Below are 20,951 nucleotides of genomic sequence, written 5' to 3' on the forward strand. Positions count from 1 at the left end.
ATGAAACACACCACCGAAGTGATGATCTCCGCCGAAGAGATTAACCAAAAATTGGATCAAATGGCTGAGTTAATCAATGCCCATTATGCCAACAGCGAACGCTTGTTGATGGTGGGATTGTTAAAAGGCTCAGTGGTCTTTATGGCGGATCTCTGTCGCCGTATTAAGGGCCATGTTGAAATTGATTTTATGTCGGTTTCTAGTTATGGCAATTCAATGACCAGTTCACGGGATGTGAAAGTGCTTAAAGATGTGCAATCGGATATCGCAGGCCGCGATGTGCTGATTGTCGAAGACTTGATTGACTCTGGTAATACCTTAAGTAAAGTTCGCGAGATGTTGTTGCTGCGCGAACCTAAAAGTCTTGCTCTGTGTACTTTGCTGGATAAACCAGAGCGCCGAGAAGTGGATGTGAAGGTTGATTTTATCGGTTTTACTATCCCGGATGAGTTTATCGTGGGCTATGGTATTGATTATGCCGAGCAGTATCGTAACCTGCCTTACATCGCGAAAGTTGTGCCACTCGAATAATTGCATTCTTGCTCGGTTATAACAGTTAAAACTCCCGCAATATGCGGGAGTTTTGTTTTATATAAGGTCGACGTATTGTATTTGGCTTTTTTGCCACCATCTTATTAGTCTCGTTATGTTAAGGATCAGGTACAACTATGGTGAATACTGCCCATGCTCTGGTACTCGAAGGGCTTAAAAAAACCTATAAAGGTGGCGTAGAAGCAGTTAAAGGCATTAGTCTTACTGTTAATCAAGGGGATTTCTTTGCCTTACTCGGCCCTAATGGTGCGGGTAAATCCACTACTATCGGGATTATTAGCTCTTTAGTTCAGAAGAGTTCTGGTACGGTTAAAGTCTTTGGTTATGATATTGATGAACAATTAGAGCATGCCAAATTATGCATAGGTTTAGTCCCGCAGGAATTTAATTTTAATCAGTTTGAAACGGTATTACAGATAGTAGTGAATCAAGCAGGTTACTATGGTGTACCCAAGTCTATCGCGCTTGAGCGCGCGCAAAAGTATTTAACTCAGCTAGATTTGTGGGAAAAACGTCACAGCCAGTCGCGGGAGCTATCTGGGGGTATGAAACGGCGTTTAATGATCGCCCGTGCTTTGATGCACGAACCTAAGCTACTGATTTTAGATGAGCCCACCGCTGGTGTGGATATTGAACTGCGCCGTTCTATGTGGGAGTTCCTTAAACAAATTAATCAGCAGGGTGTAACCATTATTCTCACAACCCATTATCTGGAAGAAGCAGAAATGCTATGCCGCAATATCGGCATTATCGATAATGGTGTGCTGGTGGAATGTACCAGTATGAAGGCGCTGCTCGGTAAGCTGAATATGGAAACCTTTATTCTCGACCTACGCCACGACATCAATGTCGCTCCAACGCTCGATGGCATGGTATGTCGTCTCACCGATCCCCACACTTTAGAGGTGGATGTGGCTAAAGATCACAATCTTAATGAGGTATTTCGCCAATTAACTGCCGCAAATGTGGAAGTATTGTCTATGCGTAACAAGTCAAATCGGCTAGAAGAACTCTTCGTTGAATTGGTGAATAAAACCCAGGGAGCTTTAGCATGAATCAGCTCTACTTTATTGCCTTTAAAAGTATTTTAAGTAAAGAAATCAATCGGTTTACAAGGATTTGGATTCAGACGTTAGTCCCACCTGCGATTACCATGACCTTGTATTTTTTGATTTTTGGTAACTTAGTCGGTAGCCGAATTGGGGATATGGGTGGCGTATCTTACATGGAGTTTATTGCACCCGGTTTGATCATGATGTCGGTGATCACTAACTCTTACTCAAATGTGGCGAGCTCGTTTTATAGTGCTAAATTTCAACGCAATTTAGAGGAGCTAATGGTAGCACCTGTGCCCCATTATGTAATGATTGCGGGCTATGTGGGAGGTGGTGTTGCCCGTGGCTTATGTGTTGGGTTGATTGTAACTTTAGTCGCGATGTGCTTTGTCGACATTAGCTTGCACCATGCGGGGTTGGTGATAATGACGGTCTTTTTAACCTCAGTGCTGTTCTCCTTAGGAGGCTTAATTAATGCCGTTTTTGCAAAGAGTTTTGATGATATCAGCATCATACCGACTTTCGTGCTCACCCCATTGACCTACCTTGGCGGGGTCTTTTATTCTTTAACACTTTTACCCTCATTCTGGCAGGGCGTTTCAGCACTAAATCCCGTAGTTTATATGATTAACGTGTTCCGCTATGGATTCTTAGGATTTGCCGATATCAGTGTACCGCTATCCATCGCCATTATGGTGGGTTTTTGTATCGCTTTATGGGCGTTAGCTTACTATCTTATCTCACGCGGGATCGGGCTGCGTTCGTAATATTTCTTCGCATTACATCTAATAAAAAGGGAGCTACTAAAGAGCTCCCTTTTGTTTTTAACAAAATATTACTTCATACGACGACGAATAAACGCCAGTGGCAAGAGTAAAGCTGTTAACCAACCAAGAGAACCGCCACCGTTCTTTTTAGCGGGTGTTGGTTTGGCTGTTACTGTGACAGTTGCAGTGCCTGGAGCACTTTCTAGCTCACCATCAGACGCAACTACTGTAAATACCAGCGATTGGGCACCTGCTGGAGCGGTGAAGCTGATCGTTCCACCACCATTTGTGAAGGTAACAGGGGTTCCACTCGTTTGTACCCAGTTATAGGTTAAAGTATCTTGGTCTATATCTGCACCATTAGCGGTAGCTGTTACTGTCGAACCTTCTACACCTGTTGAGCCTACAGGAGCGACAGTTGGCGCATCATTAACATTGTGAACGTTAATAGTGACCATTGCAGCTTCTCCAGTATTGCCATCTTCATCAACGGATGTGTAGCTCAGCGTATCAGTACCAAAGAAATCGACACTAGGGGTATAGTCAATATGACCTTCAGTACTCACCACTGCTGTACCGTGGGTAGGAGCTTGTACTATTTTTACGCCACCTAAAGGCCCCTTGGGCATAACGTCAATAACACGTAGTGCTTTTGCTGTCATGCCATCGCCAGTGACAGAGGCTTGGGCTACCTTTTGATCTGGTTTAATGTCATTTTCAAGGACATTAATAGAAACTAGAGTTTCTTCATCAGTGTCAATTACATCCGCTTGACCAACATTAAGAGACGTTGCTTTAGCACTGTAATTAATCGTTACATTACCAGCGGTTGTGTTTCTTAAGGTTACAGCATCGCCAGATGTGACAGTGCCACCAGTGCCATTAAAGTGATATGTGGTACCAATCGTTCCTCCTATGTTTTCTGCACCAATGGTGACTGCAGATGGCATGTTTGGAATATCGATATAGTTGAATACAACTTCTTCTGTAGCACCCGTCCGAATCCAAATACTGAAAGTATATTCCGAACCTGATGTATCACCATAGAGCTTGCCTTTATTCCACTCTAAAGCGAGCCATGTTACACCTGCATTGTCGGTAAATACGCCAATAGCAAGATCACCGCCACCAGTATCGCCAACCGTTTTATCTGATAGATCAAAGTCAGACCAGAATGGCGCTAGAATATTATTGGGATTTGCACCATCAGGTAGCTGCTTATTGGCATAAGAACCACTCGTATTTCCTCCCCCAACAATTGCCATACCGTTATCCGATAATGTAATTCTGGAGTAACTTACACCGTTATATTTAAAGCTAGGAACATTATAACTGAAGCTCACCTCATCACATCCAGTTCTACAAGTGATAGGGTTGGTTCCTAATCCAATGATACTTGGGAATCTTTGAGCCCCTTTTGTGGTCGCCATCTTAGGTAAATTAAGAGAACCAACCCAAGTGATTAGGCCTAAATCTTCGTTTACCTGCAAGCCATTTTGGGTTGCTCCAGCTAATGTGACATTGACATCATCTTTGGAGGTCAGCTTAGTCCCTTTAGGTGCTTGTGCTGTAAAAGTAACTGTGTTTTCAAACAGAGTATTAGTGAGTGTTGCTACCATAGGGATGACATCACTGGCGTTAATATCTGATTTGGTCGTATTGGTTGAAATTAGGGATGCATTACTTGATTCTTTAGCCAGAACCGCTAGAGGTAAGTGAGCATTTTGTCGCCCCTCATTGCTATTGATCAATATGTTTCCGAAGATCCACTCACCATATTTAGCGAAAGTTGAGTCAACTGTTACTGTAAATGTGGCAGAGGCGCCTGCGGCAAGTTCTAATGTAGACGGTGATACTGTGATACCTGTGCTATCGGATGAAGCTGATAAGCTCCAAGACGTTGTACTGTCACTTTTGTTATAAACAGTGCGAGTGAAAGTACATGGTCCAACACAAGAGTCAGAGGCGATTGATGGTTTGTCGAAGGTTAGCACCGCTTTCGCTGCTGCATCTAAATCCATACGACCAGCACCCATGTCAAATGGGTTAGCCGCTGTTACAGAGTCATCATCAAGAATATCGACATATTTAGCCGTAGAGGTGAGCGCGGTTTTGATATCATTGGGGCTCCAGTCTGGATGCAATTGACTCATAAGAGCAGCAGCTCCCGCAACATGAGGACTTGCCATACTGGTACCTGAAATGGCATTGAAATCTAATCCTTGCCCACCATCATCTGGTGAGTAAGCAGATAGAATATCTGTGCCCGGTGCCGCGATATCTGGTTTTAGGATATTTTGATTACCGTTAGGGCCTCGTGAACTTGAGCTATTTAAATTATCAGCAAGTTCAGGTGCGATAATGCGTTTGGTTGTTGCCGACAACGTTCCAATTGTTGGCGTGTCTCCTATGGCTTCTATAATGGCTAAACCAGCATCTTTAGTAATCATTAGTGCAGGAAATGGATCATCGGGCATAGACATGGTAATCGGAGCGCCCGCAACACTATTGTATACAACGACGGCTTTGGCGCCTGCAGCTTTAGCATTGGCTGCTTTTAATGAGAAGTTACATACGCCACGAGAAATTAATGCGATACCGTCCTTAAATGAATCTGCTGGAAAGGCATCACACCCATTGGCATTCTCAGCATTTAGATTTTTAGCTGCAATGATAGGTGCTGTAATATCTGCGCTCAATACAGCATCTGAGCTTGGTATTGCGAGTAAATCTTCACCACCAGCATTGAAACTATTGGCAAAATAGCGACCTGTTGTCGTGTTCGCAACGGTAATCCCTGATTCAATACAGCCAGGACATCCCACTGTTTGTGCGCCATTACCATCATTACCTGCAGCAGTGACTACAACAACGCCAGCAGCTTCTGCCGCTTCAAACATGGTTTTATATGGGCTACTAGCAGGATCTCCACCCGCGCCACCACCCCAAGAGTTGTTAATAACATCAGCACCATCATTGACAGCATGTTCCAATACTTCCATTAACATAATGTTTGAGCCGCTGCCTCTTTCACACTCGAGATTACTATAAAGTGCTTTATAGACCATCAGATATGCGGCTGGAGCGACGCCCGATAACTCAACAGGAATATCTTTGAATGTTGTTGAAACCTTATTACCGACAGCCGTTCCCGCAACGTGGGTACCATGCCCACCATAACCGAGTGGGCTCATGTATTCTTTTGCACAAACGGGGAAGGTCGGTTGTGACCAACGCGCAACTATGAGTTTGTTGTTACAAAAAGAGGCATCAACAGTAGAGCAATAATCATCTGAAGGTAGGTTACCACTTGGGGCAGTGAAACCTGCATCTGCAAACATTGGGTTTTCGGGGCGAATACCGCCATCAATGATTGCGACTTTAATTCCTTTACCTGCATTTTCCATCCCTGAAACGGCTTCCCACATTGCTTGGGAATTAATCACTTGGTGAGATGCATCCATGTTTGTTTCATACATGGTCTCTGGGTAGACGGATTTAACGCCAGGCATTTTAGCCAGTTTTTCGGCACTTAATCCTTGGCCAACAACGGTTACACCATTAAAAAGAGTTTGGAAATGACGCTCAACTTTTGCATTAGGAATTGTCTTTGCTAAAGCTGATGCAAAATTATTTTGTTCTTTGGCGAGATGGCTGGCATAGCTTTTAACTTCAGCGGATTGTACGTTTAGTTTTTGCCCTTCTTTTGTGGATGCTGTTGGAGCAAATGAACCTATCCCACCCTGATAAGCCGCCAGTGCAGGAGATTCCATTTCAACGATAAAACGCTGTGGAGCTGCAATATTGGATACAGCAACCTGAGGTTTACTGTATTTCTCATGGGAGGACATTTCAGGAGAGTATGGTTTAAAGGTAAATTCACTGTTTGCGATAGCAGCACTAGATAACAGTGCCGTGGATATGGCGATCGATAATTTTGTCTTCACAACTTCTTCCTTGTCAATTAATGCTTTCAACACACTAAATCATGTGTCTGTAGCTGAATTGTTATAGTTATGCCTCGCTCTTTTGGTGGTAGCAATGAAGTTGTAACATAAAAGTGTTATGTGTTTAACACTTTTAATGGAAAAAAGACTTATATCATATTTTGTAACTTTAATTGTGCTTAAAGCGAGATGGGGCAACTTAGGGCTTAACTGCCCTGACTATTGGGTTTTGTAAGCTTATCAAGGTTTCTGTTGACTGAATTTCATCGATAGATTGAATGCGATTAATAAGAACGTGCTGTAAACCATCAATCGATTGGCACATGACTTTTACAAAAATACTGTAATTGCCAGTGGTGTAATAGGCTTCAACGACTTCTTCTAGGGCATTAAGTTTCGCTATGGCGGCAGGGTAATCGCCAGCACTTTTAAGATTGATGCCGATAAAACAACAAACGTCATAACCTAGGGCTTTAGGGTTTACGGTGATTTGCGCGCCAGTGATAATACCTGCTTGCTTCATCTTTTCTACCCTAACATGGATAGTACCAGCACTGACGCCAAAGCGTTTAGCGAGCTCTGCAAAGGGGGTTCTTGCATCTTGCATTAGGGCTTCAAGGATATGATTATCGAGTTGATCGCGCTGAAATGCGGTATCCATAAATAAACTCTCTATAACGTAATGAATTGTCATAAAGCTACGTTTTTTTATGGAGAATTGCTACCAATTTTGCCCATCTTATTTGATTTTAGTGATCATTGTTCACCCAAAGGCTCACAAAACGGGGCTTCAGCGCTAAAAGTCATGCTAACACCTGTGTAGGGATGTTTGATGGTGAGCTCTGCCGCATGGGGTAATAGGCGTGGGGCTAATGATTTAGCGAGTGGATCGGCATAAAAACCGTCACCTAAAATAGGATGGCCTATTGCCATCATATGCACCCGTAATTGATGTGAGCGGCCCGTGATTGGGGTGAGTTTAACGAGTGTTGAACGTTTGGCTCGACTCATAACTTGATAGTGAGTGAGCGAAGGTTTACCGACAAAATGATCGACTTTTTGTTTGGGTCTATTTGGCCAATCGCAGATAAGTGGATAGTCAATACTACCTGTGTCGTGCTTTATATGGCCTGCAACCCGTGCAATATACGTTTTACTGGTTTCTCTATCGTGGAATTGACGTTTTAGTTCTCGTTCAGCACTGCGAATAAGGGCGAGGACTATCACGCCCGAGGTTGCCATATCGAGACGATGCACGATTTGGCAATGGGGGTGTTCGGCTTTTACGCGGGCATAAACACTATCGTAATGGGCTGGATCTCGACCTGGCACAGACAACAATCCTGAAGGTTTGTTAATCACGATAATATCTTTATCTTGATAAAGAATCTCAAGCCAAGGTGTTGTGGGGGGGTGATAAATAAAATCAGTCATCATAGTGCCTATTGGTCAATGCGCGGCAAAGATACTCTGCTCAGCTTGAGGGTGCAAGTGTGGGGATTAAGATTACTGGTTGCTAGCATTTAGTTTGGATAGAAGGAAAGCGTGTTTAGTTGATGATTTGCTGATAGAGCTACATTCGAGTTATTGCTATAATCACGCTCTTTTTTGTTCTTGATCATTTTGAGCCTGTGAAGCCATGAGCCAGCCAGAGATTTACACCCCTGAGAATCTTTCTCACGTTCATAACCGCCTCGAGTTATTGGCGCCAGCAAAAAATGCTGACTACGGTATCGAAGCCATACGCCATGGTGCCGACGCGGTTTATATCGGTGGCCCAGCATTTGGTGCTAGAGCAACGGCGGGTAACAGTGTTGAAGATATCGCGCGTCTGTGTACCTATGCTCACAAGTACCATGCTCAAGTGTTTGTCGCGCTTAATACTATCCTGATGGATAACGAACTGGCTGATGCTGAAAAACTCATTTGGCAATTGTATGAAGCCGGTGCCGATGCGCTGATTGTGCAGGACATGGGCGTATTGCAACTTAATTTACCACCGATTGCCTTGCATGCCAGTACTCAAATGGATAACCGCAGCCCTGAAAAGGTGGCGTTTTTAGAGCAAGTGGGATTTTCACAGGTTGTACTTGCCCGCGAACTTGGCCTAAGCCAGATCCGTGAAGTGGCGGCGCATACTAATATGCAGCTTGAATTTTTTATTCACGGTGCGCTTTGCGTGGCCTACAGTGGGCTATGCAACTTAAGCCATGCTTTTAGTAATCGCAGTGCTAACCGCGGAGAATGTTCGCAAATGTGCCGTTTGCCGGGGAATTTAAAAACTCGTGCAGGAGATGTATTAGCGCAGAATGAGCATTTATTGTCACTTAAAGACAATAACCAAACCGAAAACCTTGAAGCGCTAATTGATGCTGGTATTCGTTCATTTAAGATCGAAGGTCGCCTTAAGGATTTAAGTTACGTTAAAAACGTCACTGCCCACTATCGGCAAAAACTTGATGCGATTATGGCGCGTCGCCCTGAATTTGTGGCTTCATCCCATGGTCGTTGCGAGCACACTTTTACCCCAGATCCTGAAAAAACCTTTAACCGCGGCAGTACGGACTATTTTGTCCATGAACGTAGCCAAGGGATCAAAGATTTTCGCTCACCAAAATACATAGGCGAAGAAGTGGGTAAAGTGGTCAGCATAGGCAAAGACTTTATCCAAGTGAGTTCAACCCATGAGTTCAACAATGGTGATGGCTTAGCGTTTTTCCCCCTCAATTATGCCATGGCCAAACAGTCCGATGATAAACTCCAAGGCTTACGGGTCAATCGAGCAGAAGGGCTTAAGTTGCATATATTACAGGTGCCAAAGGACTTAAAGGTTGGGATGACGTTATACCGCAACCATAATCAAGCCTTCGAAACCTTACTCGCCAAGGAATCATCTAAACGTATTATTGGCGTGGATATGCGCTTGAGCGATACCACTGATGGACTTGCGTTGACCCTAACTGATACTTATGGGTTAAGCGCCTGCGTGAACTTAGTGGCCGAAAAAACACCTGCGACCGATATTGAAAAAACGCTGCAAACAACCCGCACTCAGCTTGGCAAACTCGGTAGTACTGACTTTGTTGCCCGCAGTATCAGTATCGATACGGCCCAAGCGTGGTTCTTACCAGCGTCAGTGCTTAATGGTTTGCGCCGTGATGCGGTTGCAGCGTTAGAAGTGGCTCGCGTGCAGGGATATATACGTCCAAAACCATGGAAATATAACCAAGATGCAGTTTATCCTGTTAAGCATTTGAGTTACTTAGGTAATGTCGCAAATCAAAAGGCGAAAGATTTTTATCAACGCCATGGTGTGATTGAAATTCAAGACACCTATGAGAAAAACGGTGTCACCGAAGATGTGCCCTTAATGATCACTAAGCATTGTTTGCGCTTTAACTTTAATCTTTGCCCTAAAGAAGTGCCGGGGATCAAAGCCGATCCTATGGTGCTCGAAATTGGTAACGATGTGCTTAAGTTGGTGTTCGACTGCCCTAAATGCGAAATGATGGTGGTCGGTGAAAATCGTCAAGTACGAGGGTTGAAGCAGATTTAATCTGTCATTTAACAGCCCCAAAATGTGGCCTCCACATTTTGGGGCTGTTAATGCGGGCTGATAATGACTTAGTTCAACACGATTGCACTGGTGTTGGTCGCTTGCTCAATCCGCTCACCGCTCATGGTGTAGGTTTCTGACAGTGCTATGCGGCCTTGTTCATCATATTGATTATGAATGCCAACCCAAAATTGTTCTTCTCCTCGAATTTGTAAATTCCCTTCTTCGGCGATATGGCTATTGGAATGGTAACGCTTCAAGGTATAAAGCTTGCTTTCGTCATCAAATTTTAAGTGATAAGAGAGCCTTAGGGGTTCTGCAGACCTTGTTGTAACCACTGGGGCGGCTTGATCTTGTGCAGGCTGGCCAACAGTATCGCCATTACTCACATTTTTGGTGTTATCCCACTCTGCTTCGTCATCTTCTTGTGCGGTGGTATTTTCATCAATATCAAAGTAGTGGCGGCTTTCGATAAGTTGTCCTTGCTCATCTAGCCACACTTCTCGTAGGAGTTGTCCTTGAGGGGTGAAGCGTTGCCAGTGACCAAGATCAAGGTAGCGTTCTTCTGTGACTTGAATTGTGCCTGTTTCTAATATTGCGCCTTGTCTGGACAGTGACTTAGCACTAAACAAGTTGTCTTGAATACAGGTTAATAGCCAACGAATTGCACCATCCTCGTAGTATTCGATTCGTGTATCAGGGATCCCTTCTTGGTAATATTCACGTTGATTATTTTCAAGATGATAACCACAGCGAGTATTGGAATGGCTTTGATAGGATTCGAGTATGCCTTGTTTATTATAGAAGCTGGACTCCTTAAGATAGCCTTGGCCATCGCGCACTTCATATTCTGAAATAGTACGTATAGTGCCATCCTCATAAAACCACCGGGCGGTGCCGTCACGGTTGCCTTGGGTGTGTGGTAAATACATTTGCACTTGCTGATTTTCGTAGTATTCAATAAAGGGAGCGACCGAAAGATTGTTTTTATATTGACCTTCTGCCGACAACACTCCGCTTTCGTAGTAGCTTTTAAATAAACCTTCCCTCAGGCCATTTTCTAAGTAAATCTCAAGGGCAAGTTGGCCATTTTCATGGTACCAATTGGCCATGCCTTGTTCTTTGCCATGTTCAAAATAGATTTTTTCTTCAAGTTGACCATTGGGATACCATTTTACATGCTCACCATGTAACTCACCTGTAGGATTAAATTGTTCACGCCAAGCTAATTGTCCGCTCTCATAAAATTCTTCAAGGATTTTTCCTGTGCTATCGGCGCGCATTTTTTGTTTTAACACTCCATTGGGGTGATACCAAAATGCTTGGTATTCATAGCCTTGCTCGTAGTGGCGTTCAGCTTCTAGGGCACCATTGTCATAATATAAATATTCAATCCCATGGATTTGATCATTGATTAATGGGCGGGTGAGTTGGACATGCCCTGATTCATAAAATCGAGTTAATGTATTGATATATAAGCCATCACTATTGATTTCGGCCGTTTCACTTATCTTGCCATTTTCATGGTAACGCGTAATAAACATGCCATTAGGATGACGATCTTCGCTGTAATTAATGTTACCTGTATGGTGAAACCAAGTTTGTAACCCCACTTGCTGATCTTGAATAAAATGTCCTTCAAATAACAAGGTGCCAAGGGCGTCAAATTGGCGAGAAATACCATCGCGCTCACCAAAATAGTTAGATTCAACGACCTGAGTCAATTTAGGGTTTTGAGTAATAATTCTTAGGCGACGTATGCCTTGCTCGTCTTCTACTTCGTGGAAAGTACGCTGCAGTTTTCCGGTTAGGCTGGCGTGATCTTGGATATCACCACAAACGATAAAGTGCGCATCTATAGTAAAGTGGCTGATTAGTAAATCATCGATATTGTACAGTTCTACCTGCCATAACATCTTGTCTTGGTTGGGAATGACAGGAGTAATACTGCATACTTTTTCCTTGTTTAACCAAAAATATTGCTCCAGTGCATTAGCCTGATTATTGATTTCGAGCCGATCAAATTGAGTTGTATGGAAAGCGCAAGGTTCATTGGCGAACTCCCAGCCGAGAAGCTCAATTAATTGTGGAGAGTCATAATGATAGGTAGTGATCCCCCGCTCGGCATCCTGCTCCAGTGAGGTCGCAAGGGCTTCTGTTGCATGGATTTTTAAACTAAAGTGGCGACAAAAATATGGGGTTTCAATAGGAGGTTCTGCGGGTGTTACTTGTAGTAGAGTGCTTTGCTCGGCGCGATTATGTTCAGACGAATTAAAGAGTTTAGCTTTGAGCGCACGAAACAACGACATTGTGGGAAATCTCCATATCCATATGCAAAACAACATATTTATTTGATATAAGCTCATAGAAAACGAGCCTTACGCCGACCTATGATAGCGGTTTTGGATAGGGTTGCTCAATGCTTCAACGGGTAAAAGGCCGTTAAATAAAGGATAAAAAATGATTCAAAATTTTTTTAGTCACTTACCAGAGGCTTTATCCGCCGAGGTTTTTGAAAAACTGGCGGGCAATGATAGTGTGACGATTGAGCGTATTGTCTCCCATGGACAGTCAACCCCAGTTGGGCAATGGTATGATCAAACTCAATATGAGTGGGTGATGTTACTCAAAGGCGAGGCTACGCTCGAATTTGAACAAGGTGAAATCGTGACACTCACCAAGGGCGATTATTTAACGATACTGCCACACCAAAAACACCGCGTAGCCTCAACGTCGACGAGTTCAGAAACCCTGTGGCTAGCGGTATTTTATGATTAGGGGCTCTGATTAAATCAGGACTTGATTGAGCACTCTTTGCCAGTTACCACCCATAAAACGGTCGCGGTCGGTAGATTTAAAACGTGCCTTGGCTAGGGCATCGTCGATACGTTCCATGCGGTCGATATGGTTCAGTTCGGGAATGACGACATGTCTTGGTTCAGCATCAAATCCTAATACGTTTTTGGCTCGCAGGTTGTACCACCATTCTTGATATTCTTTTATGCCTTGGGCGTTGTCGTTACCGAGTGCCAGTAAGTTTTCTTGGCCACGGAGCGGAAAGTCATTAGCGATGGCCACACAGTCTACACCGCCGACACGCATAACGTATTCTAACTGACGGATGTAGTCATTTATGGTCGGCACAGGATTTGGTGTTAACCAAAAACTCATCATAAAGACGCCAAAAACACCTCCAGAATTCGCAATGGCGCGGATAACTTCATCGGGCGAACAGCGGGCATGATTGACTATCCCACGCGCCGCACCATGGCTTTGGACGATGGGTGATTTACTGATTTTGGCGACATCAAGAGCGGTTTGGGCGCTAGCGTGGCTCAGATCAACCAATATATTGCTGTGGTTGAGCTTTGCAATTAATTCTCTACCATGGGCAGTGAGTGGTTTATTCAGTCCGCCATTAGCATCATTATCTAATGCGCCCCCCGCGAAGGTATTGCCATAATGGTGGGTGAGTTGCAGGACACGTAGTCCTTGTTGATGAAATTCATCCAAGCGCGCCCATTGGTTGACATCGCTATCTTCCTCAACACAATCAGCTCCTTGAATTTGAAAATACACCGCAGTGCGTTTACTTTCCCTCGCAAGCTGAATATCTCGCCCAGTTAAACCTTGCAATAGGATATCGGGGTGATCGCTTACCCGTTTAGCGGCCAACTTAATACTTTCCATACAGGCTTTATAAGTACGCTTATAGTTTTGCGTACCATCGGGCAGTTGCAGGGTTTCAATGGCTGAAATATCGCAAAGATAGGCATCGAGTTTAGAGGCGGTAACATCAGCTAAGTCATCGGGGAGAAATGATAAACCATCAACATATAACCGCCTTGGGGCAGCCGCAAAGCTTGGAATGCTGGCGAGGGGACTTAACAGGGTTGCAGCGCCAAGACCTTTAAGAAGAGTGCGACGGTAGTGATTGACAGCCTGGTTGGGCATGCTCGATTCCTATCAATTAACGCAAATGTAACTTCTTTATACCCTATTTAGCGGGTCGAAGTCTTTGATTAAATCCCTTTTTTGGCGATTACAACACTCAGTGTAGAAAACATTTATCTTATTGTGCAGCGTCTTTGATTGCTTTAGCGAGCGCATTCAGGCCATTAGTCCGCGATGGGCTCAGTTGACCTGCTAACCCTAATTGTTCGAAGTAAGCATGGGGATCAAATGCGTGGATCTCATCGCTAGTTTTTCCATGACAAGCACCAAGTAACAGCCCTATTAGTCCTTTAACAATGCGCGCGTCACTGTCGGCAAGGTAATAATGTCTTCCATGTTCTTCTCGGTGATAGAGCCAAGCATCACTTTCGCAGCCTTTTACTTGTGCTATATCGATGCGAAATTCAGTACTTATGTTAGGTAACTCTTTTCCTAATAGCATGATTTGGCGATATCTTTCTTGCCAATTAGCGGCCTTGGTAAAACGCGCCAACAAGGTATCGGCATCTTGCACTAAATAGTGAAAATCGGCCTCGTTTGGTAGAGGTATGGTCGAATCTGTCATGGACTAAAATCCTGTTTAACGTCAGTTTGAACATCGAATGAGTGATGTGTGAATAAATAGCTAAATGTTGCTCGTTACAACAGCAAGTCTTTGACCGAGGCTAATGCGGCAATAAAGCGGTCAATATCGTCTTTATTCGTATAAATACCGATAGAAGCGCGGCAACAGCCCTTAAGATTGAGAGTGTGCATTAATGGCATGGCACAGTGATGGCCACAGCGCACGGCAATCCCTTGTTGATCCAGTAAAATTCCAATATCTTGATGATGTTCATCGGCGAGGTTAAAGGCAACCACGCCAATGTTGTTGTCAAAGGCGCCGTATAAATGCACCTCGCCGAGCGCGCGCAATTGGGTTTGTAAATACCTAAGTAGTTCAGCTTCATAGGCTTGAACCTGCGGTGTAAGCTCGGTTTGTAAAAAGGTAATGGCTGCGCCTAAGCCTATCACCTCGGCAATGGGTGGCGTGCCGGCTTCTAAGCGATTTGGCAGGTTGCCAAATTCTGTCGCTTCAAAGCTCACGCGCTTAATCATCTCACCGCCAGTTAACAGTGGTGTGAGCGTGTCTAATACGTCTAAACGACCATAAAGCACGCCAACGCCAGTGGGACCATACATTTTATGTCCTGAGAATACATAAAAATCGCAGTCGATTTCAGCCATATCCAGCGTTAAATGTGCCACGGCTTGCGCGCCGTCAACTAAGGTGATTGCCCCTTGTGCTTTCGCTAATTTAACTAACTGAGCCACGGGATTAACTGTGCCTAATACATTGGAAACATGGCAAAGTGCAACAATTTTAGGTTTTAATTTAAGCAAGGTTTGATAGGCGTTGATATCTAAACGGCAATCTTGCATCAGAGGGATAGGTTTAATGACAGCCCCCGTGCGTTTTGCTAGTTCCTGCCAAGGCACAATATTAGCGTGGTGGGCTGCAGTGTCGATAAGTATCACATCCCCTTTGCTTAAATGCGCTGTGAGTCCAAAGGCGACTAAGTTGATGGATTCTGTGGTGCCGTGGGTAAAAATGATTTCTTCGCGGTGTTTTGCCTTTAAAAACTGTTGCAATTGATCGCGCACTTTTTCATAGCTTAAGGTCGAACGCGCCGATAACTGATGCGCTGCACGGTGCACATTGGCATTGTCGTTGGTGTAAAACTGTGCCATGGCATCGAGTACCATTTGTGGCTTTTGGCTGGTGGCTGCGGTGTCGAGATAACATAGGGGATAACCATCAAGCATTTGATTTAAGGCTGGGAATTGCGATCTAATCTGAGCATTGCGCTGTGTCGCCTCTAATGAACACTGTATGACAGTCGCTTCCCGCGTAGCATGGGACGTCGGATGATGAGTCACAGAGTTTGGTGTAAGCGATGCTGATTGAGTCATAGGTAAGATTAAAGGCAATGAAAAAGGCCAAAGGATCTTCTGTGATCTGCCACTTTAATGCAAGTTTTAGCGAGCCAATCCACATCATCACTGATATGTGATGATGTATTTCCTGTGCTTGGCGTGTTAGCTCAATATTAGGGATGAATTGTGCCCGCTATTTTTAATGGCTTATCTCTTATCTAGCTAAAATACATGGTGAAAATAATTTTATGACAATGCCTGCTTCAATAAGCGGATAGTCATCTATAAATGAGCCATTAAATTTTTTAGCAGCAGTGCCATCAGCGACGCACCATGGGCAGATAAAGTCGACTTTTTTAACGGCATAAATTGTGGATGTGCAGACGAATCTTGTGGCCTTACCGCAGGTGCCGCAAAAATGATACTGGTTGTGCAGTGACTGGCAATAAACTGTTGTAATATATAGTGCTAAATACCGACTAAAAATGTGAGTTCAATGGGCATGCGTATTCTTTGGTTTCTTGTGTTAACGCTGAGCATTCTTTCAGGAGCGGCTGCAGCATCGGATATTGCCAGCAGTGTTAACGGAGGTACTAATCGTCTTGCTGACGGCGGTGATTTTGAACTGGGCATGAGTGTTTACGGGATAAATCGAGTCGATGTTCGGCAAACGGATGATGGTGCTGCACAGTTGTCTTTGTTGATAAGTGGTATGTACCAGTATAAAGGGCTATTTGTTGAGATGATCCACCAATCTCAAGATGGCATTAATCTAGGGTTTAATCTTTGGAGCTCAGAGGATTGGTCTTTAGAGTTGCTGCTGGCTAATTTACAAAGTTCATGGTCTCGTCCTGATGTTGATCCCCGAACACTCGATGAAGCTGGCCGCAATGCTTATTTACTCTCGGAAGATTCTCTTTATATTGGCGCAGGTTTTCGTGCCACGCGTTATTGGGGCGATAACTACGTTTTCCAGTATAGATTAGTGTCTGATTACTACGATGACCAAGGGATTCAGAGTTCAGCTAGATTAGGCAAGTCTTGGCAAGTGCGTAATTGGAATTTTCACGTATTAGGGAGCGTCGGCTACTCATCCGCCACCTTAAATCGTTATCTTTTTGGGATCAGTAAGGAAGAAGCGACCGAACGCTTTCCTGAATATCAACCAAACAGTTCTTTTAGTTACGGTATGGAGGTGGGGGTTGCCTATCCTTTAAGTGAGAGTGTTGTCTTTCGAGCTATGTATCGCTTGAACCTGTTGTCCAAAGAAGTTACAGACAGTCCCCTAAATCAAGCCAGCTATGTCTCCTATTTTAATGCCTCTATTAGCTATGTGTTTTAGGGGGAGAGCATGAACCGATTGTATTTATGGTTAGCGTTAGTGATGCTGAGCACTTCCTTTGGTGTTTGCAGTCAGGATGATGCCGTTATTTTTACTGCGACCCCAGAACGCTGCATTGCGCTACATAAAGGGCAAACTTGCTATCAAGATGTGTTGTTTCGGTGGCAGACACCCGCGAGTGGTGAGTACTGTCTGATTTTGTCAGACCATGGACACCAGTTAACCTGCTGGACTGGCAAAGCGTTGCAAGAATACCAATATAGTTTTGAGGGGGATAAAACGGCCACTTTTAGTCTTATTCGTAATGATGATGTGCAACCGCTCGCGCAAGTCAAAGTGGTCGTGACATGGGTTTATAAGGCCCCTAAACAGAGTCAATCCGGCTGGAGGTTATTCTAACATGTCAGTTGCCAAGCACATCTTAGTCGTAGAGGACGATACCTCTCTGGCAGAGTGGATCAGTGATTATTTACTGGATCACGGTTACGAGGTGACGGTTGCCAGCCAAGGCGACTTCGCCTTAGAGATGATAGCCGATGAGACACCTGACTTAGTGCTACTCGACGTGATGATGCCCGTTAAAAATGGTTTCGATGTGTGTAAAGAGGCTAGGGCATTTTATGCGGGGCCTATTTTATTTATGACGGCTTGCGTTGAGGACGGCGATGAAATCCGCGGGTTAGATGCTGGGGCTGATGATTACCTGACGAAACCGATCCGGCCACAGGTATTGTTGGCGCGAATAAAAGCCCTATTACGCCGCGTGGGTGATGAGGAGCAAAAGCTGCAATTAGTGTTTGATTCTTTAGTGTTAAATGCGACGGCAAAATCAGTCACTATTGATAAACAGCCGCTGGATTTGAATGCCAATGAGTTTGATGTCTTGTGGCTGCTCGCATTGAAAGCGGGCACGATAGTGAGTCGCAATGAGTTGGTGGCTCAACTGCGGGGCATTGAATACGATGGTTTGGATCGTTCGATTGATATCCGTATATCACGCTTACGCAAGAAATTGCAGGATGCGTTGAGTCAGCCCTATAAAGTCAAAACCATTCGTGGCAAGGGATATTTATTTTGCCGCGATGAGATTGAGTAAGCGTTATGAAGAAGTTGATGGCTTCGCTCGTGCTGGTGGTGCTAGTCGCCATTGCGAGTTTAGGTTGGTCGATAAGTGAGTTTGCAACACTTATTGATTCTGATAATAAAACGCCTAGTCCAGCAACTCACCTTGCGGCATTAAAGCTACTGGGCGGTTCACTAGCACAGACGTTAGATAATGATCCCTTGCCCAATAATGCGTTTATAGATAACTGGAATCAGCGAAATGCAGATCAATTGTCTTTGGTGAATGAGGCGGATTTCGTCTTACCCTCAGCCCTAAAAACAGAGTTTTATTCAGGGGAATCATTACTGCTGGAGTCCGATGATGGCATCTCTTTGCACTATTTATTGCCTAAAACGGGTCAGGTGCTGAATATCAATACCCAGATAGTGACGCCCGCCGATGTGAGTTTTAACGCGAATAAACTGTATACCATGCTTTTTTATGGCGGTGTGGTGGTGATTTTGTTGGTGTGGGTGTCTCCTTTAATCCGCCAACTGGTTAATCTCAGTAAAGCGACTCAAGCATTTGGTATGGGGGAGTTACAGCAGCGAATTCCTGTCAGTAAAACATCGTACATAGGTGCAATTGAAAGTGAATTTAATCGCATGGCCGATCGTATTCAACAACTGATCGATGACAATAAATTGCTTAGCCGGGCAGTTTCCCATGATTTAAAAACGCCAATAGCACGGCTCAGATTTGGTATTGCGGCGTTAGAAGAAACCCAAAGCGAACAGCTTAGGGTGAAGTATTTCCAACGATTGAACCGCGATCTGGACACAATGGAAGACTTGGTGATGACACTGCTCAGTTATGCCCGCCTTGATGAGGCAAATATCCAACCTGATTGGCAGCCTATTGAGCTTAATACTTGGTTGTTGGAAAAGTATCAAGGCCAAGTATATCCAGGATTTTCAGTGGAACTCATTACCAGCCCAACTCCGCTGAACATCAAGACAGATCCTAAGTATTTATCAATGCAGGTGAACAATTTACTCAATAATGCGCTGCGTTTTGGTCGTGCCAACATCCGGCTGATGTTGGCATTGGAAGATGGGATTGCGTGGTTACACGTTGACGATGATGGCCCTGGCATAGATGAACAGGAATCTGCTCAAGTGATTAAACCTTTTGTGCGTGGTCAGCACAGCCGCGGAAATTCCGGTCATGGCATGGGTCTGGCGATTGTCGATAGAATTGGTTGTTGGATGGGGTCCAAATTGTGTATTGGCCGCTCTCCTGACTTGGGTGGTGCTCGTATGTCATTGAGGTTTACATTGAGGAATAATTGACTCGCTGAATATATATAAATGTTGATGATATTATTAATAAAAAAGTGCATCAGCAAGTATGTAAACTGATGCACTTTTTAGCTATCCATTCGTTATCCGAGATCTACGAGCAATTAACTTTTCACATTGACATGGCTAAGTATGTAATCTGTCTCGTAGATGCGGGAACTCGCATTTTCGGGTTTGCTAGGTAAACCTGTGACTTCGACCATGACAGACGTTTCTTGATTCATCGTCGACGTTCCCCACATGATATCATCACGGCTGTTTTTTCCCACACCGAACTGACCCACTGCATCACGATCCGTTTGTTCGCGAGTGAATGTAAAATAGGCATAACCCGCCTGTTTACATAACTCGGCCGATTTACGCATAACGTATTTACGAGCCAATGCGCGGTCAGTGTTGGTATTGCCAACAAAGCTAATCTGCCAGCTATCGGATGCAATTTGTACGGTTTCAAACCCTTTACCGAAAGACCAAAAGTGTTTTTCGGTATCGTAGGACGTGGCACAAGCTGAAAGCATCAGAGCTAGCCCGGTACATATAAACATTTTTCTGATGAGTATCATGATCTTGTCTCATAAAGTGGTTTAGAAGCTATAGGTCACGCCAAGGGTGGTAACCCACTGGTTGTTACTGTCTATTAGCGGAGAGTCAGCCATATTGGCACCTATGTGCGAGTAACCAGTGGTTTGAGTGATATCTAAATGTTTAGTGACTGGGATAACCAAAGCGTAACCTAGCTTATATGCAAAGGTGCCGTCGGCTTGATAGGCAGGGCGCAGCGCCGTTGCTTCAGATGATGTCACACCTGCGTAATAGTTTGCGAAATCTTTACTGAAATAGTGCACTCCCGCATAAGGCACCAGATCCCCGAAGCCAAGATTGATTGGATGATAATAGGTGATATCAGCCTGAAAACCATTATAGACACCCGTTACATCGTGTTGGAATTTGGATGATAGCGTGCCATTTCCTAAATGAATGTCGGCGTTTAACCCCAAATCACCACTGAATTTGCGATCCTTCATGCCCGTTAAAATATCGGCATCATCGGCATCAAAGCCGGGATTCGCGACCATAAAAACGCTGAAATTGACGGTACTATCGTTATTGCCTAAAAAACGGTAGTTGATGCCGGACAGATCGGCGTTAAAGTCTTCACCGTGGTAGCCGCCATTGAGGTAGGCACCAGTTTGGTGATCTTGACCCTTATAGAACTTACTGCCTGTTGCAACTCCGGCACCCGCAAAAAACTGATCCTGATGGCTATAAATATTACCGTTGCGTATGTAGGTATTGCCTTCAGCAAGGGCATGGCTTGACATCAAAATGGTTGTGATTACAAAGCAAAGTTTTTTCATTTTTAGATCCTTATGACATCTGTCTAGTGACTGTGGCGACACTATATTTCAGATATGAATAGGACTCTGTATCCGAATGTAACCTAGATAAGGTTAT

At 44.3% G+C, this 20,951-nt stretch carries 19 protein-coding genes; 9 read left to right on the top strand and 10 right to left on the bottom strand.

The window, feature by feature from the left end:
• From hpt to JEZ96_RS03730, 3 genes are all read left to right on the top strand, one after another.
• Positions 1 to 531, top strand: coding sequence for a hypoxanthine phosphoribosyltransferase (gene hpt / locus JEZ96_RS03720; protein WP_011790603.1), 531 nt, complete (start codon positions 1 to 3; stop codon positions 529 to 531).
• Between the two features lie 137 nt (positions 532 to 668).
• Complete coding sequence (locus tag JEZ96_RS03725; RefSeq protein ID WP_011790602.1) at positions 669 to 1,607, top strand: ABC transporter ATP-binding protein; 939 nt, start codon at positions 669 to 671, stop codon at positions 1,605 to 1,607.
• Positions 1,604 to 2,374, top strand: coding sequence for an ABC transporter permease (locus tag JEZ96_RS03730; protein WP_011918726.1), 771 nt, complete (start codon positions 1,604 to 1,606; stop codon positions 2,372 to 2,374). The genes JEZ96_RS03725 and JEZ96_RS03730 overlap by 4 nt, the downstream gene beginning before the upstream one ends.
• A gap of 68 nt (positions 2,375 to 2,442) precedes the next feature.
• Here the strand turns inward: JEZ96_RS03730 and JEZ96_RS03735 are convergent, their stop codons facing one another.
• The 3 genes from JEZ96_RS03735 to rluA all read right to left on the bottom strand — a co-directional run bounded on the left by JEZ96_RS03735 (position 2,443) and on the right by rluA (position 7,755).
• On the bottom strand, positions 2,443 to 6,321 hold the full coding sequence (locus JEZ96_RS03735) for a S8 family serine peptidase (RefSeq protein ID WP_025007845.1): 3,879 nt from the start codon (positions 6,319 to 6,321) through the stop codon (positions 2,443 to 2,445).
• Between the two features lie 199 nt (positions 6,322 to 6,520).
• Positions 6,521 to 6,982, bottom strand: a complete 462-nt coding sequence (gene asnC / locus JEZ96_RS03740) for a transcriptional regulator AsnC (protein ID WP_014609941.1) — start codon at positions 6,980 to 6,982, stop codon at positions 6,521 to 6,523.
• A 95-nt stretch (positions 6,983 to 7,077) separates the two neighbouring features.
• A complete protein-coding gene (rluA, locus tag JEZ96_RS03745; protein WP_198779879.1) occupies positions 7,078 to 7,755 on the bottom strand; it encodes a bifunctional tRNA pseudouridine(32) synthase/23S rRNA pseudouridine(746) synthase RluA in 678 nt (225 codons plus the stop codon).
• Positions 7,756 to 7,960: 205 nt separating this feature from the next.
• Here rluA and JEZ96_RS03750 point away from each other — a divergent pair, with 205 nt between their 5' ends.
• Positions 7,961 to 9,877: a peptidase U32 family protein gene (locus JEZ96_RS03750; protein ID WP_128090166.1), complete on the top strand. Its 1,917-nt coding sequence runs from the start codon at positions 7,961 to 7,963 to the stop codon at positions 9,875 to 9,877.
• 68 nt (positions 9,878 to 9,945) lie between these two features.
• Here JEZ96_RS03750 and JEZ96_RS03755 read toward each other — a convergent pair whose 3' ends face one another.
• Complete coding sequence (locus JEZ96_RS03755; RefSeq protein ID WP_061782827.1) at positions 9,946 to 12,186, bottom strand: toxin-antitoxin system YwqK family antitoxin; 2,241 nt, start codon at positions 12,184 to 12,186, stop codon at positions 9,946 to 9,948.
• A 151-nt stretch (positions 12,187 to 12,337) separates the two neighbouring features.
• On the opposite strand from JEZ96_RS03755, the gene JEZ96_RS03760 reads away from it, so the two are divergent.
• A complete protein-coding gene (locus JEZ96_RS03760) occupies positions 12,338 to 12,655 on the top strand; it encodes a cupin domain-containing protein (RefSeq protein WP_025007843.1) in 318 nt (105 codons plus the stop codon).
• A 9-nt stretch (positions 12,656 to 12,664) separates the two neighbouring features.
• Here the strand turns inward: JEZ96_RS03760 and JEZ96_RS03765 are convergent, their stop codons facing one another.
• The 4 genes from JEZ96_RS03765 to JEZ96_RS03780 form a co-directional block, all read right to left on the bottom strand.
• Positions 12,665 to 13,831, bottom strand: a complete 1,167-nt coding sequence (locus JEZ96_RS03765; protein WP_025007842.1) for a membrane dipeptidase — start codon at positions 13,829 to 13,831, stop codon at positions 12,665 to 12,667.
• 118 nt (positions 13,832 to 13,949) lie between these two features.
• Entirely contained in the window at positions 13,950 to 14,396 is a 447-nt protein-coding gene (locus JEZ96_RS03770; RefSeq protein WP_025007841.1) for a SufE family protein, read from the bottom strand.
• A gap of 74 nt (positions 14,397 to 14,470) precedes the next feature.
• The gene (locus tag JEZ96_RS03775; RefSeq protein WP_011790592.1) at positions 14,471 to 15,784 is read right to left on the bottom strand and encodes an aminotransferase class V-fold PLP-dependent enzyme; all 1,314 of its coding nucleotides are present in this window, start codon (positions 15,782 to 15,784) and stop codon (positions 14,471 to 14,473) included.
• 178 nt (positions 15,785 to 15,962) lie between these two features.
• On the bottom strand, positions 15,963 to 16,235 hold the full coding sequence (locus JEZ96_RS03780) for a CbrC family protein (protein ID WP_082785922.1): 273 nt from the start codon (positions 16,233 to 16,235) through the stop codon (positions 15,963 to 15,965).
• Between the two features lie 15 nt (positions 16,236 to 16,250).
• Between JEZ96_RS03780 and JEZ96_RS03785 the strand changes: the two genes are divergently transcribed.
• The 4 genes from JEZ96_RS03785 to JEZ96_RS03800 are packed head-to-tail and all read left to right on the top strand — an operon-like array spanning position 16,251 to position 19,487.
• Positions 16,251 to 17,090: a MipA/OmpV family protein gene (locus JEZ96_RS03785; protein ID WP_014609947.1), complete on the top strand. Its 840-nt coding sequence runs from the start codon at positions 16,251 to 16,253 to the stop codon at positions 17,088 to 17,090.
• Positions 17,091 to 17,099: 9 nt separating this feature from the next.
• On the top strand, positions 17,100 to 17,489 hold the full coding sequence (locus JEZ96_RS03790) for a DUF3019 domain-containing protein (protein WP_011790590.1): 390 nt from the start codon (positions 17,100 to 17,102) through the stop codon (positions 17,487 to 17,489).
• A gap of 1 nt (position 17,490) precedes the next feature.
• Positions 17,491 to 18,186 carry a response regulator transcription factor gene (locus JEZ96_RS03795; protein ID WP_061782828.1) on the top strand — a complete coding sequence of 232 codons (696 nt, stop codon included), beginning with the start codon at positions 17,491 to 17,493 and terminating at the stop codon, positions 18,184 to 18,186.
• Between the two features lie 5 nt (positions 18,187 to 18,191).
• The gene (locus JEZ96_RS03800; RefSeq protein WP_025007839.1) at positions 18,192 to 19,487 is read left to right on the top strand and encodes an ATP-binding protein; all 1,296 of its coding nucleotides are present in this window, start codon (positions 18,192 to 18,194) and stop codon (positions 19,485 to 19,487) included.
• 113 nt (positions 19,488 to 19,600) lie between these two features.
• On the opposite strand, the gene JEZ96_RS03805 is transcribed toward JEZ96_RS03800, so the two are convergent.
• Entirely contained in the window at positions 19,601 to 20,059 is a 459-nt protein-coding gene (locus tag JEZ96_RS03805) for a CC0125/CC1285 family lipoprotein (protein ID WP_011918736.1), read from the bottom strand.
• 21 nt (positions 20,060 to 20,080) lie between these two features.
• Positions 20,081 to 20,854, bottom strand: coding sequence for an outer membrane protein OmpV (gene ompV, locus JEZ96_RS03810; protein WP_025007838.1), 774 nt, complete (start codon positions 20,852 to 20,854; stop codon positions 20,081 to 20,083).
• Positions 20,855 to 20,951 lie beyond the last annotated feature (97 nt).

The sequence above is a fragment of the Shewanella putrefaciens genome, from assembly GCF_016406325.1.
Lineage (GTDB): Bacteria > Pseudomonadota > Gammaproteobacteria > Enterobacterales > Shewanellaceae > Shewanella > Shewanella putrefaciens.